Origin of the sequence: Aquitalea pelogenes, assembly GCF_041914625.1 — a bacterium.
In the GTDB taxonomy this organism is placed as follows: Bacteria; Pseudomonadota; Gammaproteobacteria; order Burkholderiales; family Chromobacteriaceae; genus Aquitalea; species Aquitalea pelogenes.
In genome coordinates, this window is record NZ_JAYSDA010000001.1 from 17,180 (window position 1) to 32,892 (window position 15,713).

Below are 15,713 nucleotides of genomic sequence, written 5' to 3' on the forward strand. Positions count from 1 at the left end.
ATCATTGGTAAGTAGTGCCTACAGTCTGTATACGATCTTTGTTGTCCTGAATCCGCTGCGCGGATGCCGGTTTGGTTTGCCGGGGCTGCCCGGCGGCAGGGAGGGGATATTTGCGTGGCCAAATATCCCCTCCACCCTTAAAGGCCACCCCGGCAAGCCTGGCCTGCGGCTGCCCGCCGGATCCTGTCAGTCCCGAGGCGCGGCTGAACTCGCCCTGCGCTAGTGTCGCAGGGCTCAAACATGCAGCCGCTTCGACCCGCTAACAAAACCCCCGCTCCAGCGTTGCGCCGCCTTGCCGTACGCCATGTACTGTCTGCGGCGGCGCGCCTTGGCCCGGGTTCTCTACGATGTTTTGTTAGCAGCTCTTAATACCTCGGGTCTGCCATCCGGCGGCAGGCTTGATGGGGCCGTGGCTGCGTCGTCAACATCAATCCTGTATTGCAACATGCACCCCACAAGCAGGGTACATATGCGTGTTCAACGGAGGTTCTCCAGCGCGCCATCTTTCAGCAACTGCCGGGCGACGATCATGCGCATCACCTCGTTGGTGCCTTCCAGAATCTGGTGCACGCGGGCATCGCGGACATGGCGTTCCAGCGGGAAGTCCTTCAGGTAGCCATAGCCGCCAAACAGCTGCAAGGCATTATTGGCGACATTGAATGACAGATCGGTGGCAAAGCGCTTGGCCATGGCACAGTAGGCACTGGCGTCGGTGCTGCCGCTGTCCAGCTTGAATGCCGCCAGACGTACCATCTGGCGCGCGGCCACCAGCTCGGTCAGCATGTCGGCCAGGCGGAACTGCACGGTCTGGAAGTCGGCCAGCGGCTGGCCGAACTGCTGCCGCTCCTGCACATAGCGCTGGGCGGCGCTCAGCGCGGCCTGGGCAGTGCCGACGGCGCAGGTGGCGATATTGATGCGGCCGCCATCCAGCCCCTTCATGGCATAGGCAAAGCCCATGCCTTCCTCGCCCAGCAGGTTGCCTGCCGGAATTTCCACATTGTCGAAGGTGATGGCGCGGGTGGGCTGGCTGTTCCAGCCCATTTTCTTTTCCTTCTTGCCGTACTGCACGCCGGGCGCATTGGCGGGCACCACAAAGGCTGACACGCCTTTGGGGCCGGGGCCGCCGGTACGGGCCATCACCACCAGCACATCGGTGCTGCCCGCGCCGGAGATGAACATCTTGCTGCCGTTCAGCACATAGACTTCGCCTTTTTTCTCGGCACGGGTCTTGAGCGAGGCGGCATCGGAGCCAGCACCCGGCTCGGTCAGACAGTAGCTGCCCAGCACTTCGCCGCTCACCATGCGCGGCACCCATTCCCCGGCCAGCGTGGCACTGCCGAAGCTGGCAATCATCCAGCTCACCATATTGTGGATGGTGAGATAAGCGGCGGTGGAGGTGCAGCCGGCGGCCAGTTCTTCAAACACGATGGCCGAATCCAGCCGCGACAGGCCCAGCCCGCCGTGGCTTTCCGGGGTGTACAGGCCGAGAAAGCCCATGTCGCCGGCTTCGCGGATGGTGGCGAGCGGGAAGGTTTCTTCCAGGTCCCATTCGGCAGCGAACGGGGCAAGGCGGCTGCTGGCAAAGTCGCGCGCGCTGTCCTGGAAGGCCAGTTGCTGTTCGTTGAGTGCAAAGTCCATGTCGGTTTCTCCTCTTGCAGCAGCCGGGCCGGTGGGGGATGGCGGCCTGCTGCTGTCTTGTTTTATCTGACGTGAATCGGTCTGCCTTGATCAGGCCAGCTCAGCGCAGCGAAATGGTGGTGTGCACCTTGCCGCTGCTGGCCTCGTCGTCGAACCAGCGGCTGGTGACGGTTTTGGTCTGGGTGTAGAACAGGATCACCTGCTTGCCGTAAGGGCCGAGGTCGCCCAGCTTGGAGCCGCGCGAACCGGTAAAGCTGAACAGCGGCACCGGCACCGGAATCGGCACATTGATGCCGACCTGACCGACGTCGATGTCCTCCTGGAAGCGCCGTGCCGCAGCACCGCTCTGGGTGAAGATGGCGGTGCCGTTGCCATTGGGGTTGGCATTGATGATGGCAATGGCCTCATCCAGCGTGTCCACGCCCAGCAGGCACAGCACCGGGCCGAAGATTTCCTGCCGGTAAATGGCCATGTCGGTGGTGACGCCAGAGAAAATGGTGGGGCCGACAAAGTTGCCCTCCGGGTAGCCATCCACTTGCACTTCCCGCCCATCCAGCTCCAGCACCGCGCCTTCGGCCACGCCTTGGGAAATCAGTTTGGCCACGCGCTCGCGGGCGGTGCAGGAAATCAGCGGGCCCAGGTCCGGGTTGTCCTTGCCTGCGCCCACGCGCAGGGACTTGGCCTTGGCCACCAGATCGGGAATCCAGTTGCGTGCTTCACCCACCAGCACCGCCACGCTCAAGGCCATGCAACGCTGGCCAGCTGCGCCGAATGCCGCGCCGGTCAGCTGGTTCAGCGCCTGTTCCTTGTTGGCGTCCGGCAGCACGATGGCGTGGTTCTTCGCGCCCATCATGCATTGCACCCGTTTGCCGGCCAGGCTGGCGCGGTTGTAAACGTGGGTGCCGACGCGGCTGGAGCCGACAAAGGAGATGGCCTTGATGTCCGGATGGTCGCAAATGGCATTCACCACTGCTTCGCCGCCATGTACCACATTCAGCACGCCCGCCGGGATGCCAGCCTGCAAGGCCAGTTCCACCAGCCGCATGGTCACCATCGGGTCCTGTTCGGATGGTTTCAGCACAAAGGTATTGCCGGTGGCAATGGCCATCGGGAACATCCACAGCGGAATCATCGCCGGGAAGTTGAAGGGGGTGATGCCGGCACATACGCCCAGTGGCTGTTGCACGGTGTAGGTATCCACGCCTCCGGCCACGTTTTCAGCGTATTCGCCCAGTTGCAGATTGCCAATGCTGGCGGCGTGTTCCACCACTTCCAGCCCGCGGAAGATATCGCCCTCGGCATCGGCCAGGGTCTTGCCCTGTTCCGCCGTCAGTAGCGCGGCCAGTTCCTTCATGTGCTCGCGGATCAGCTGCTGGTACTTGAGGAAAATCCGTGCGCGGGTGCCGATGGGGGTTTTCTTCCAGCTGGCGAATGCCGTTCTGGCGCTGGCGACCGCGGCCTCGACTTCCCCGGAGGTGGCCATGGGGACCCGTGCCAGCACTTCTTGCGTGGCCGGGTTGATGATGTCGCGCCACTCTTGGCTCTGCGATTCGACGAATTCACCGTTGATCAGCAGCTTGACGCTGGGAACAGCCTGTTTCATCTGCAACTCTCCTGTGCTTGGCGGCTTGTGTGCCGTCTTGGTATGTCAGTCGTAGTGATAAAAACCCTTGCCGCTCTTGCGACCCAGGTGCCCGGCCGCCACCAGCTGTGCCAGCAGCGGGCAGGCGCGGTATTTGCTGTCACGGAATTCGGTATAAAGGATGTCCATGATGGACAGGCAGGTATCCAGGCCAATCAGGTCGGCCAGTGCCAAGGGGCCGATAGGGTGGTTCATGCCCAGCTTCATCACGGTGTCGATGTCCTCAGCGGTGGCCAGGTTTTCGAACAGGGCAAAAGCCGCTTCGTTGATCATCGGCATCAGGATGCGGTTGGAAACAAAGCCCGGCCCGTCCTTCACCGTCACCGGGGTCTTGCCCAGCGCCACCGCCAGTTCGAACACTTTCTGGTAAGTGTGGTCGGCGGTCTGGATGGCGCGGATGATTTCCACCAGCTGCATCAAGGGCACCGGGTTCATGAAGTGCATGCCCACCACGCGTTCCGGCTGTGGCACCCAGGCGGCAATGCGGGTGAGCGAAATGGACGAGGTATTGGATGCCAGAATGGCGTCTGCCCGCACCACGCTGCCCAGTTCGCGGAAGATGGACTCCTTGATGGCCGGGTTTTCGGTAGCGGCTTCGACGACCAGATCGCGGTCGGCCAGCTCGGCCAGCCGGGTGGTGGGGTGGATGCGCGCCAGAATGCCGGCGATGTCGGCTTCGGCAATGCTGCCTTTCTTCGCCATGCGTGCCAGGCTGTTGCCAATGGCGGCCAGGCCCTTGTGCAGGGCTGCCTCGCTGACATCGGCCAGCCGCACTGCAAAGCCATGCATGGCAAACACCTGGGCAATGCCGTTGCCCATGGTGCCTGCGCCAACCACGCCGATTTTTTGTGTTGTCATGTGCTGTTCTCCTGCGTTGTTTTTATCACAATAACTTGACGTTTACGTCAACGTCAATCAACAATCTGGCATCGGGGATCAAAACACGGCTGTCTGCTGCCAGCAGGCAAAGGGCAGGGCCAAAACAACAACAGGGGAACAGGCATGCAAGGCGTGACCTACAGTATCAGCCAGCTGGCACAGGAATTTGACGTCACCACGCGCACCATCCGCTTTTACGAAGACCAGGGGCTGCTGGAGCCGCAGCGCGATGGCCAGCGCCGCATCTATACCCGGCGCGACCGGGTGCGGCTGATGCTGATTCTGCGTGGCAAGCGCATCGGCCTGTCCTTGCTGGAAATCCGCGAGCTGTTCGATTTGTACGATGCAGCCAGCAACGACGAACCGCAGCTGCGCGAATTCATCCGCATCCTCAGCCGCAAGGAACAGCAATTGCAGGAACAGCTGGACGATATCCGCGTGGTGATGGGGGAAATCAGCCAGATCCGCAGCCAGTGCGAGAAGGCACTGGGCAAACAGGCAGCATCAACACCGTAGCCGGGCAAGCAAGCCATTCAGGAAGGAACAGACAGATGCAACAGCAAGAATCGATTGTCATTGTGGGTATGGCCCGTACCGCCATGGGCGGCTTTCAGGGCATGTTTGCCAGCCAGACGGCCAGCCAGCTGGGTGCAGCCGCCATTCGCGCCGCCGTAGAGCGGGCTGGTGTGGCTGCCGAGGATGTCGACGAGGTGATCATGGGCTGTGTGCTGCCCGCCGGCCAGGGCCAGGCGCCGGCCCGCCAGGCTGCGCTGGGAGCCGGACTGCCGCTGGCAGCCGGTTGCACCACCATCAACAAGATGTGTGGCTCCGGCATGAAAGCCGCCATGCTGGCGCACGACCTGCTATTGGCCGGTTCGGCCAGCGTGATGGTGGCCGGTGGCATGGAAAGCATGAGCAATTCGCCTTATCTGATTCCCAAGGCGCGCGGCGGCCTGCGGCTGGGACATGGCGAAATCAAGGACCACATGTTCCTCGACGGGCTGGAAGATGCCTACGACAAGGGCAAGCTGATGGGCGTATTTGCCGAAAACTGTGCCGGTGATTACGGCTTCAGCCGTGAAGCACAGGACGCCTTTGCCATCGCCTCGCTCACCCGCGCCCAGCAAGCCATTGCCGAGGGTCGTTTCCGCGATGAAATCACCCCGGTGCTGGTGGAGGGCAAGACCGGTACGCAAGCCATGGAAATTGACGAGCAGCCGCTCAAGGCCCGGCTCGACAAGATTGCCAGCCTGAAACCGGCTTTTCGCAAGGACGGCACGGTGACGGCGGCCAATTCCAGCTCCATTTCCGATGGTGCCGCCGCGCTGGTGTTGATGAAGGCGAGCGAAGCCGCCCGCCGTGGGCTCAAGCCACTGGCCCGCTTGGTGGCGCATGCCACTCACGCGCAGGAGCCTGGCCTGTTCACCACCGCGCCGGTGGGGGCCATGCGCAAGCTGTTGGCCAGGACCGGCTGGACGGTGGGCGATGTCGACCTGTTTGAAATCAACGAAGCCTTTGCCGTGGTGACCATGGCGGCCATGCAGGAGCTGGGCTTGCCGCATGACAAGGTAAATGTGCATGGCGGGGCCTGTGCACTGGGCCACCCGATTGGTGCATCCGGTGCGCGGGTGATGGTGACCCTGCTGTCCGCCCTGCGTCAGCATGGCGGCAAACGCGGTGTGGCCAGCCTGTGCATTGGTGGTGGCGAGGCCACGGCGGTGGCGCTGGAACTGTTGTAACTACAGCCCGTGCAACAAAAAAGCGCCCTGCAGGGCGCTTTTTTCATGGGAGCACACCGCTAGCCAAGTTGGCTTAGCGACGCTCTTCCTGTACATCACACGGCGGCTCGGACTCCTCGGCATGCTCCGGATAATCCTCCGGCCGCAGCCAGTGGCGGAACAGGGTAAAGCCCACGGCCAGCAGGGTAGGGCCGATGAACAGGCCCAGCAGGCCCCAGGCCAGCAGGCCGCCAATCACCCCCATGAAAATGATGGACAAGGGCATTTGTGCGCCCTGGCTGATCAGCAGCGGCTTGAGCACGTTGTCGATGGTGTTCACCAGCAAGAAGCCCCATGCCAGCAGGAAAATGCCCATGCCGGTCGCGCCTGAGTAAAACACCCAGCCGGCTGCTGGCAGCCAGATGATCAGCGTGGGCAGCTGCGCTACCGCCACAATGAAGCACAGAAAGCCCAGCACCAGTGCACCGGGCACCCCGGCAATCAACAGGCCGATCACGCACAGCACGGTTTGTGCCAGTGCCGTGCCCACCACCCCGGTGGTGACGCTGCGGATGGTGCGCGCAATCACCTCGGGCAATTCGTCTGCCGTGGCACCGCCCAGCTTGCTGATGGCCAGTTCGGCCCCATCCCACAGCTTGTCACCATTGATCAGCAACAGGCCGGCAATCACGATGGCCAGCACGATTTCCAGCATGCTCAGGCTGGCTGACGCCCCGCTTTCCAGCGCCCACAAGGCGGCCTTGTTGATGGCCGGGCGGACTTTGTCGATAAAGCCCGGCAGGTCCAGCTGCACGCTCACCCAGAACTTGTGCAGTGACTCGCCCACCAGCGGCAGGGTGTTGACCCAGGCCGGGGCATCGGGCAGGTGAATGCTGGTGAGGTCACGCGACATGGATGCCAGTTGCGGAATGGTATCGGCCAGCGTCAGCGCCATCAGGCCGATGGGAATGGCCAGCGTCAGCGACAGCGCACCCACAATGATGACCGCCGCCAGCTTGGCGCGGCCATTGAGCCGCAGGCGCAGCCGGGTAAACAGCGGCCAGGCAGAAATAGCAATGATGGCAGCCCAGGTCAGCGCACCCAGAAACGGCTGAATGACCTTGAGGCAGGACAGGATGAGCAGGCCCATCACGGCGATGCGCAACACGGCCATCACACTGATGCTGGGAAAGGGTTTGGGCGGCATGAGGAAATCCGGAGTCTGAGTGAAAAAGGCAGGCACAAAGCCTGCCCGATGGTGTGACACGTTAATGGATCAACCCGCCAACTTCAAGCCAGCGCAACGCGGGAAACCCTGTTGGCCGGGTTATCCGGCCCGTTTATCTCACCTTGACCATGATGCGCAGCACGCCCCACTGCCGGCCCTGAACCACGATGGGGGCCGAATAGTTTTTCATCAGGTCAAAGCGGCCACCACCCATATTGCGGCGGTAGGTCTGTACCAGAAAGGGCTTCTTGGTCTTCATCTGGTTGAGCGAAGTGCGGTCCAGCTGACGCGTTCTGGCGCGGGAGTTGGCTGCATTCCATACCGGGTCAGCAGTAGGCGGTTTGGCAAATTCCCGGTTGATGATGGGGTAGTAATTGTTCATGTCGCCCGGTGTGCAGGCGATGATGTCGGGCGAGGAGTCGACAATTTCATTGCACAGCGGCCCCAGATGGCGGGCGCAGAAATCGGTGTGGCGCGTCAGGTAGTGCGGTGGCGTGATATCCGGTACTTGCTGGTACTGGGTATCGAACAGGTCATTGATGGAAATTTCGCCGCGTTGCACCGCATCTTCAAACAGTGTGGACACCTGTTTGGCCGACGCCACGATTTTCTCGATAAACGGTGTGTCCACCGTCTTGATACCGGCTTCGGAAGTCAGCGAGACCAGATCCTCGCTCATGTTCAGCAGTGAGGCGGTATGGCCCTTGATGACTTCGATATCCTTCAGTGATTCCCGCGTGGTTTCGGCCACCACCCGGATTTCATCTTCAATATGACGGCAGTGTTCGCGGTTACCCACCGCTTCTTCCACAATCCCGGCCACCGATTGCTTGACCTGGGCCAGGTCCTTGCTGATCTGGTCAATGCGGGTGACGGCCGAACCAATCTCGCCCGTGCCGGAACGCGCTGCCTGGGCAACCTGCGAGGCGGCGCGGCTGTTGGCAATCAGCGAATCCACCTGGCTGCTGAGCGCACTGAGCGTGGCCTGAATCATTTGCACCGCGCCCTCGGTCTGGGCTGACAGGTTCTTGACGTTATCCGCCACCACGGCAAAACCGCGACCAGCCTCTCCGGCGCGGGCCGCCTCGATGGAGGCATTCAGTGCCAGCAGATTGGTTTGCTTGGCGACATCGTTGACGGTTTTGGAAACCTGGGAGACATGTTCCAGCGAGGTGAGGATTTCCGGCAGCTTGGCTTCGATCTGGCCAACACCGTCCACCAGCTCAAGAATGGCATCCAGTGCCACTTTGACGGTGGCGCGGGTTTCTTCCATGCAGGTGGCCGCCTCGGTGGCATTTTTGTGGGTGGATTCGGCCGCATCGCCGATACGGGTGTTGGCCCCGGACAGCGAATGTACCGCCTCGACCATCGATGCCATTTTCTCCGTGCGGCTGGTAGCGCGCGCATGCACCGTGTCCACCCGGCCGTCAATTTCCACCGATTCAATGCCCAGCCGGCCAACGCGTTCGGCCAGCGCGGTAACGGTGCGGCGCAAGGTATCTTCCGACACGGCATCTTGCGGCCCGGTCGCTACGGGCCGATCACTCTTCACCCAAAACATGAGACCCATCATTCCCCCAACATTCATCTGCGGTTTGATTTGCGGCACGCAAGTTGCTGGCATGGCCTGTCGGTACGACCCAAAATTTTGCACTGCACAATGCTATCAGAATAGCACGCAAAACAGGATCAGTAGGAACACGATTCAGGCCGTGTCCGTACTGATCCTCGATATTAGCGAGAATGATGATGACAAATGATAATGACGTTTGGGTTACTGCAACATGTTTTGCAGTTGGCGGGCAAATTCGGCAGCCGGGGTAAAACCGATCACCCGGCCTTTTTCCTGACCTGCCGGGTCAAACAGGATGATGCCCGGAGGGCCGAACAGACCAAAGCGCTTGAGCAGGGCCTGATGTTGCGGCAGGTTGGCCGTGACATCCGCCCGCAGCAATACGAAGCGCTGCATCAGCGGACTGACGGCGGCGTCGGGAAAGGTCTCGCTTTCCATCTCCTTGCACGACACACACCAGTCGGCATAGAAATCCAGCAGCAGCGGTTTGCCGCTGGCGCGGGCTTCGGCCAGTTTGCTGTCCAGCTCGGCTGTACTGCTGACCGGGGCAAACACCGGCTGCTGACTGATGCTGGCCTGTGCCTTGTTGCCCGCCAGCCATTTCAGCGGATAGCGTGGGTCGGTTTCCCCGGCCAGCGCCCCGGCCAGTTGTGCTGCACCCACCAGGAACAGCAGCAGGCCCAGGCCCTTGCCCAGCTTGTGGCTGATGTGGGCATTGCCCGGCAGGGTTTCAAATGCCTTCAGGAACACGGCACAGCCCACGCACAGCACCGCCCACAGCAGCAGTACCAGCATGGCAGGCAGGAAGGGCGTGGCCATCCAGATGGCCAGCGCCAGCATCAGCACGCCAAAGGCAGATTTCACCGCCTTCATCCAGCCACCCGCGCGCGGCAGCACGTGTCCGCCAAACGTGCCGATCAGGATCAGCGGCAAACCCAGCCCCAGTGCCATTGCATACAGCGCCGCACCACCCAGCACGGCGTCGCCGGTGCTGCCGATATATCCCAGCGCCAGCGCCAGCGGCGGGGCCACGCACGGGCCGATGATCAGCGCTGACAGCGCACCCATGGCAAACACCGTGGCCAGCTTGCCGCCGGACAGGCGGTTGGAAGCATTGGCCAGCCGCGATTGCAGCGCCGAAGGCAGCTGGATGGTGTAGAGGTCGAACATGGACAGGGCAAACACCACCATCAGCACGCTGGCGCTGAGGATGACGGCAGGCTGTTGCAGCCAGACGGTGAGCAGCGAACCGGTGAGTCCGGCGATGATGCCGATCACCGTGTAGGTGAGCGCCAGTCCCTGCACATAAGTCAGTGACAGCCAGAAGCCGCGCTGGCGGGTGATGTGCTGGCCTTCCCCGGCAATCAGCGAGGACACGATGGGTAGCAGCGGATACATGCAGGCAGTGAAGGCCATGCCGATGCCGGCCAAAAGAAAGCTGCCCAGCGTGGCCAGCCAGCCCTTGGCCGCCAGATTGCCGCCACTACCCGCCGGCTTTCCCGGCGTGGCATCTGCCAGCCAGCTGCTGCTGCCATTGCTGGCACTGCCGTAGGCATTGATGTCCAGATGATGGGTGTAGGGCGGGTAGCACACGCCGGCGGTGGAGCAGCCTTGCAGTTTCACGTTCAGCTTGAAACTGGCCGGTGCGCCGGGATGCAGCGGCAGCTTGATCAGCTGCTGGCCATGGTAAATCACCTGCTGGCCAAAAAAGGCGTCCTGCTTGGTCTGGCCGGGTGGCAAGGCCGGGCTGCCCAGCAAGCCAGCCGGTTCGGTGCTGAAACTCAGGCGGTCACGGTAGACGTAATAGTTGTCCGCCACCTTCAGTTGCAGCAGCAGGTGGTCCGGCTGGCGTTCCACGCTGACGGCAAAGGCTTTTTCCGGTGGCAGCAGGTCTGCCTGGTTCACCGCCAGTGCGGCAGTGCTCAGGCCCAGCAGGCCAAGCAGCGCAAGCAGGCGCCACAAGGGGGACAACAGGCGTAACAGGGAGTGCGGCATGATGGTGCGTTATCTGGAAGATGCAAGGGTTGACCAGCAAGGGGCCCGCCGGTTCCGTGCCGGCTGGTGGCCGCAAGCGGTTTGCCTGGTCACGGCGGCTGGCAAAGCGCCATTTTACGGTAGTATCGACGCATAACAAATCAAAATGGGCGCAACACCACATCATGCAGGACATCATTCATTTTGCCCACGCCAACAGCTTTCCCGCGCCGGTATACGGCAAGCTGCTGCGCGCACTGGGTCAGCACTACCAGCTGGGCTGGCTGGATTGCATCGGCCATGACCCGCAGTATCCGGTGACGGACTGCTGGCCGCATCTGGTGGACGAAACCATTGCCGTGCTCAGCCGCTATGGCCAGCCGGTGATTGGTGTCGGCCATTCACTGGGCGGCTATCTGCTGTTTTATGCCGCCATCCGCGCACCGGAACTGTTCAAGGCACTGGTGATTCTGGACTCACCCTTGATGGGGCCGCGCCGTGCGGCGCTGATCTGGCTGGCCAAGAAACTGGGCCTGATCGCCCGCATCACCCCCGGTGGCAATACCCTGGGGCGGCGTGACAACTGGGCCAGCGTGGAAATGATGCACGACTACTTTGCCCGCAAACCGGCCTTTGCCCGTTTCGACCCGGACTGTCTGGCCGACTATGCCTTGCATGGCAGCGAAGACGACGGCCAGGGTGGGCGGCGCTTGCGCTTTCGTCCGCAGATTGAACACCGGATTTACTGCGGCCTGCCGCATGATTTCCCGCGTTATCGCGGTCAACTGACCGTGCCAACCGCCTTTGTCGCCGCCAGCCGCCATGATGTGGTGCGGCCATCCGACCTGCGCTACGCACAGCGCCACTTTGGCATGCAGCTGCATGAGGTGACTGGCAGCCACCTGTTTCCGCTGGAAGCGCCACAGCAGACGGCGCAGACCATCCTGCAACTGCTGCCCGGCCTGCTGGGAGGAGGCTAGCTGCCTGCGGCGCAGGAATCATGCACTGCACAAGATCCAGTCGCGGCCGGCGCATGCTGTGTTACCCTAGGCGCAGTTTTTGCCATGCCGCCTAGACGGGGGTGTGGTGTCCGACTGCCTTTTCGTCCCCGCAGCTTCTTCTTGCCCGACTGTCTTTCTGAAGCGCCTGCCCGTTCGATCAGAACGTTTCCTCGCAGTGCAACCCCGCTTCAATCCCTGTAAAGGCGTCCCGGCATGCCCGGCTATCTGACCAAGCAACAAACGGTGTCCGTTGATGGCACCGATTATCTTGTCCGTTCCCTGCTGGATTCCCAGCAATATTCCGACCCGCTGGGCGAAGCCGAACAGCGTGGCATTTCACCGGCCAGCTGGCCCTTGTTCGGCTTGCTGTGGCCCTCTGCCCGCGTGCTGGCCTTGCTGATGAGCAGCGAACCGCTGCGGGGTTTGCGCGTGCTGGAAATCGGTGCCGGTCTGGCCTTGGCCAGCATGGTGGTACATCGCCGTCACGGGGATGTCACCGTCAGTGACTGGCACCCGCGCAGCCCGGATTTCCTGCGGGAAAACCTGCTGCTCAACCACTTGTCACCACTGCAATATCACGCCGGTGACTGGGGTGGCAGCAATCCGGAACTGGGGCAGTTCGACCTGATCATCGGCAGTGACGTGCTGTACGAGCGGCAACAGCCCGGCCAACTGGCTCATTTTATCGATCGCCATGCCGCGCCCGGTGCAGAAGTCATCATCGTGGACCCGGACCGCGGCAACCGCGCCGGTTTCTGCCGGGAAATGGCGGCACTGGGCTATGGACATGACAGCCAGCGTGCACCGCAAAAGATGGAAAGCGGCGAGGCCTACAAGGGATGCATCGTACGCCTGTCGCGTCAGCGCCAGCGCGCATTGGCGCACTAGGTCCGCCAGCCGAGCACCAGCAGCCCGGCCAGCATGCCGCCGCTGGCCGCCAGCAGGGTGGGCAGGCAGCGGCGTGCCAGTGCACTGCCGCCCAGGCTGGCGATCAGGCTGAACTTGAACACATTGTTGGCAGTAATCGCCAGCGCCAGGGTGGTGGCTACTTGCTGGCCGTCCAGCCGGTTCTCGCCAAACAGGTTGAAAGCAGTGAGCGAGATGGCGTCCACATCGTTCAGGCCGGAAATCAGTGCCACCACATACACGCCCTTGCTGCCGAACTCGGCATTCAGCCAGGCGGCGCAAAACATCACCAGCGCAAACATGGCACCAAAGCCCAGCGCCAGCTTCATTTCCGAGGGGTTGCTCAGTTGCAGCTCCGGCTGCGGCTGGCCGTTATTGTGCTGGCGCAGCTGCCACAGGGCGGCGCTCAGCCCGCACAGCAGGCCGGGTAACAGCACCCATGCCGCTGCAGGCAACACACTGGTTTGCACCACCGCAGCCAGCACCATCAGCCGCACGAACAGCACCAGATTGGCCAGCAGGATGACGGCCGTGCCCAGGTTCAGCGACAGCGGATTGGCGCGTGCCTCGCGGGCGTAGATCAGGCTGGTGGCGGTGGAGGAAACCAGCCCGCCCAGAATGCCCAGCAAGGGGCCGCCCACGCGCTGGCCCAGTAACTTCACCGCCAGATAGCCGGACAGGCTGATGCCCACGATCAGCGTCACCATCAGCCACACCTGATGCGGGTTCACCGCTTGGTAGGGGCCGAAGGTGCGGTTGGGTAACAGTGGCAATACGATGAAGGACAGCGCGGCAAACTGCAGCAGCGACAGCAGGTCGCGCCGCTCCAGCTTGTGGGTGAGGCCGGACAGCTCGGGCTTGAGGTAGAGCAGGGCGGTGGCGACAATGCCCACTGCCACGGCAACGCCGCCATAGCCGTGCCATACCAGTGCGCCCAGGCAATAGACCACCAGCAAGGACGCCACGGTAGTGGTACGCGGTTCGGTCTTGTCGCTGTCGGCGCAGCGTTCGGGCAGAAAGCCGAAGGACGCCACCGCCAGCAGGCCCACCGTCTGTAGCAATACGCCATGTGATGGCGCGTCCAGCATGGCGGCCAGCGTGCCGAAAATGGCGGTAAGCGGAAAGGTGCGGATGCCTGCCAGGGTGTGGTGCTTGCGTTCGCGCTCCACCCCCATCAGCAGGCCGATGGCCAGACTGGTGACAAACAGCGGCAGCGCCTCGAAGGGGCTGCCCTTGAGATTCAGCCATGCTGCCAGATCAATACCGCCCATGACTGCCTCTCTTTACGCTGTTGTTATTGTCAGGGCAACCAGTTACGGATGCTCGCTTCAATCCCGGCAGCGTTCAGGCCGCAATCGGCCAGCAATACCGCGGGGTCGCCATGTTCAACATAGTCGTCCGGCAGGCCCAGCAGCAAGGCAGGCTTGACGATGCCCATGGCCTGCATGGCTTCCAGACAGCCGGAGCCTGCTCCGCCCATCACCACGTTTTCTTCCACGGTGACAATGTACTCATGCTGTTCGGCCAGCTGGCGGATCAGGCCGGTATCCAGCGGTTTGACAAAACGCATGTCGGCGACTGATGCATCCAGTGCCTCGGCCGCGGCCAGCGCCGGGGTCACCATGCTGCCAAAAGCCAGAATCGCCACCTTGCCTTTGCCACTGCGGCGCAGCACACCCTTGCCTAGCGGCAGGGCAGTCATTTCCTGCTGGATTTCCACGCCGGGGCCGACGCCACGCGGGTAGCGCACGGCGGTGGGGCTGTCCATGCAGAAGGCGGTGTACAGCAGCTGGCGGCATTCGTTTTCGTCGGACGGAGCCAGCACTGTCATGTTGGGAATGCAGCGCAGGAAGGAAATGTCGAAGGCACCCGCATGGGTGGGGCCGTCGGCACCCACCAGACCGGCACGGTCGATGGCAAACAGTACCGGCAGGTTTTGTAGTGCCACGTCGTGAATCAACTGGTCGTAACCGCGCTGCAGGAAGGTGGAGTAAATCGCCACCACCGGCTTGGCGCCATCACAGGCGAGACCAGCAGCAAAGGTGACGGCGTGCTGCTCGGCAATGGCCACGTCAAAGTAGCGGTCCGGGTGTTCCTTCTCGAAACGCACCAGGCCGGAACCCTCGCGCATGGCCGGGGTGATGCCCACCAGACGCTTGTCCAGCTTGGCCATGTCGCAAATCCAGTCGCCAAACACCTGGGTGTACTGCGGCTTGCCACCACTCTTGCCACCGGCTAGGCCATTGGCCGGGTCGAACTTGGTGACACCGTGGTATTTCACCGGGTCGTTCTCGGCCAGTTTGTAGCCGTGGCCCTTCTTGGTGACGATATGCAGGAACTGCGGCCCTTTCAGGCTGCGGATGTTCTTCAGCGTATCCACCAGCACGTCCAGATCGTGCCCGTCGATGGGGCCGATGTAGTTGAAGCCGAATTCCTCGAACAGCGTACCCGGCGTGAAGAAGCCCTTCACGTGCTCTTCCACCTTGCTGGCAATTTCCTTCAAGGGCGGGGCCATGCCCAGCACCTTGCTGGAGCCCTCGCGCATGGCGGCGTAGAAGCGGCCGGACATCAGCTTGGCCAGATAATTGTTCAGCGCGCCGACATTGGGCGAAATCGACATGTCGTTGTCGTTGAGGATCACCAGCAAATCGGTATCCATCGCCCCGGCGTTGTTCAGCGCCTCGAAAGCCTGACCGGCAGTCATGGCGCCATCACCGATGATGGCCACGCACTTGCGGTCCAGCCCTTGCAGTTTGGCGGCGGCCGCCATGCCCAGCGCCGCACCGATGGAGGTGGACGAATGGCCCACGCCAAAGGTGTCGTAAGGCGATTCCTCGCGCTTGGGAAAGCCCGCCAGCCCGCCTTTCTGGCGCATGCTGCCCATGCGCTCACGGCGTCCGGTGAGGATTTTGTGCGGGTAAGTCTGGTGGCCTACGTCCCACACCAGACGGTCGTCCGGGGTGTTGAACACGTAGTGCAGGGCGATGGTCAGCTCGATGCTGCCCAGGTTGGAGGCAAAATGGCCACCGGTCTTGCTGACCGTATCGACCAGGAATTCGCGCAGTTCCGTTGCCAGTTGCGGCAGTTGCTGGCGGCCCAGCGCACGCAGGTCGGAGGGCTGATGAATGGTGTCGAGCAGCGGAGTCATTGTTGT

12 protein-coding genes are annotated in these 15,713 nt (G+C 62.3%); 4 read left to right on the forward strand and 8 right to left on the reverse strand.

The window, feature by feature from the left end; all coding sequences use genetic code 11:
* Window positions 1-477: 477 nt before the first annotated feature.
* The 3 genes from ACE3SE_RS00085 to ACE3SE_RS00095 form a co-directional block, all read right to left on the reverse strand.
* Window positions 478-1,638: an acyl-CoA dehydrogenase family protein gene (locus tag ACE3SE_RS00085; RefSeq protein WP_374553124.1), complete on the reverse strand. Its 1,161-nt coding sequence runs from the start codon at window positions 1,636-1,638 to the stop codon at window positions 478-480.
* 100 nt (window positions 1,639-1,738) lie between these two features.
* The gene (locus ACE3SE_RS00090) at window positions 1,739-3,241 is read right to left on the reverse strand and encodes a CoA-acylating methylmalonate-semialdehyde dehydrogenase (protein ID WP_374553126.1); all 1,503 of its coding nucleotides are present in this window, start codon (window positions 3,239-3,241) and stop codon (window positions 1,739-1,741) included.
* Between the two features lie 45 nt (window positions 3,242-3,286).
* Window positions 3,287-4,138 (reverse strand): 3-hydroxybutyryl-CoA dehydrogenase, encoded by an 852-nt coding sequence (locus ACE3SE_RS00095; RefSeq protein ID WP_062790464.1) that lies wholly within the window; start codon window positions 4,136-4,138, stop codon window positions 3,287-3,289.
* Between the two features lie 144 nt (window positions 4,139-4,282).
* Between ACE3SE_RS00095 and ACE3SE_RS00100 the strand changes: the two genes are divergently transcribed.
* Window positions 4,283-4,675 carry a MerR family transcriptional regulator gene (locus ACE3SE_RS00100; protein ID WP_045845282.1) on the forward strand — a complete coding sequence of 131 codons (393 nt, stop codon included), beginning with the start codon at window positions 4,283-4,285 and terminating at the stop codon, window positions 4,673-4,675.
* Window positions 4,676-4,710: 35 nt separating this feature from the next.
* Entirely contained in the window at window positions 4,711-5,898 is a 1,188-nt protein-coding gene (locus tag ACE3SE_RS00105) for an acetyl-CoA C-acetyltransferase (protein ID WP_374553128.1), read from the forward strand.
* A 73-nt stretch (window positions 5,899-5,971) separates the two neighbouring features.
* Here the strand turns inward: ACE3SE_RS00105 and ACE3SE_RS00110 are convergent, their stop codons facing one another.
* From ACE3SE_RS00110 to dsbD, 3 genes are all read right to left on the reverse strand, one after another.
* A complete protein-coding gene (locus tag ACE3SE_RS00110; RefSeq protein WP_374553130.1) occupies window positions 5,972-7,084 on the reverse strand; it encodes an AI-2E family transporter in 1,113 nt (370 codons plus the stop codon).
* Window positions 7,085-7,217: 133 nt separating this feature from the next.
* A complete protein-coding gene (locus tag ACE3SE_RS00115; protein WP_374553132.1) occupies window positions 7,218-8,615 on the reverse strand; it encodes a methyl-accepting chemotaxis protein in 1,398 nt (465 codons plus the stop codon).
* 264 nt (window positions 8,616-8,879) lie between these two features.
* A complete protein-coding gene (dsbD, locus tag ACE3SE_RS00120; protein ID WP_374553134.1) occupies window positions 8,880-10,673 on the reverse strand; it encodes a protein-disulfide reductase DsbD in 1,794 nt (597 codons plus the stop codon).
* Between the two features lie 164 nt (window positions 10,674-10,837).
* Here dsbD and ACE3SE_RS00125 point away from each other — a divergent pair, with 164 nt between their 5' ends.
* Together ACE3SE_RS00125 and ACE3SE_RS00130 are read left to right on the forward strand one after the other, a co-directional pair.
* Window positions 10,838-11,632, forward strand: a complete 795-nt coding sequence (locus tag ACE3SE_RS00125; RefSeq protein ID WP_374553136.1) for an alpha/beta fold hydrolase — start codon at window positions 10,838-10,840, stop codon at window positions 11,630-11,632.
* A gap of 234 nt (window positions 11,633-11,866) precedes the next feature.
* Complete coding sequence (locus ACE3SE_RS00130; protein WP_045845279.1) at window positions 11,867-12,541, forward strand: class I SAM-dependent methyltransferase; 675 nt, start codon at window positions 11,867-11,869, stop codon at window positions 12,539-12,541.
* Here ACE3SE_RS00130 and ACE3SE_RS00135 read toward each other — a convergent pair.
* On the reverse strand, window positions 12,538-13,830 hold the full coding sequence (locus ACE3SE_RS00135; protein WP_374553138.1) for an MgtC/SapB family protein: 1,293 nt from the start codon (window positions 13,828-13,830) through the stop codon (window positions 12,538-12,540). The genes ACE3SE_RS00130 and ACE3SE_RS00135 overlap by 4 nt on opposite strands.
* A 29-nt stretch (window positions 13,831-13,859) precedes the next feature.
* Window positions 13,860-15,707, reverse strand: a complete 1,848-nt coding sequence (dxs, locus tag ACE3SE_RS00140) for a 1-deoxy-D-xylulose-5-phosphate synthase (protein ID WP_374553140.1) — start codon at window positions 15,705-15,707, stop codon at window positions 13,860-13,862.
* Window positions 15,708-15,713 lie beyond the last annotated feature (6 nt).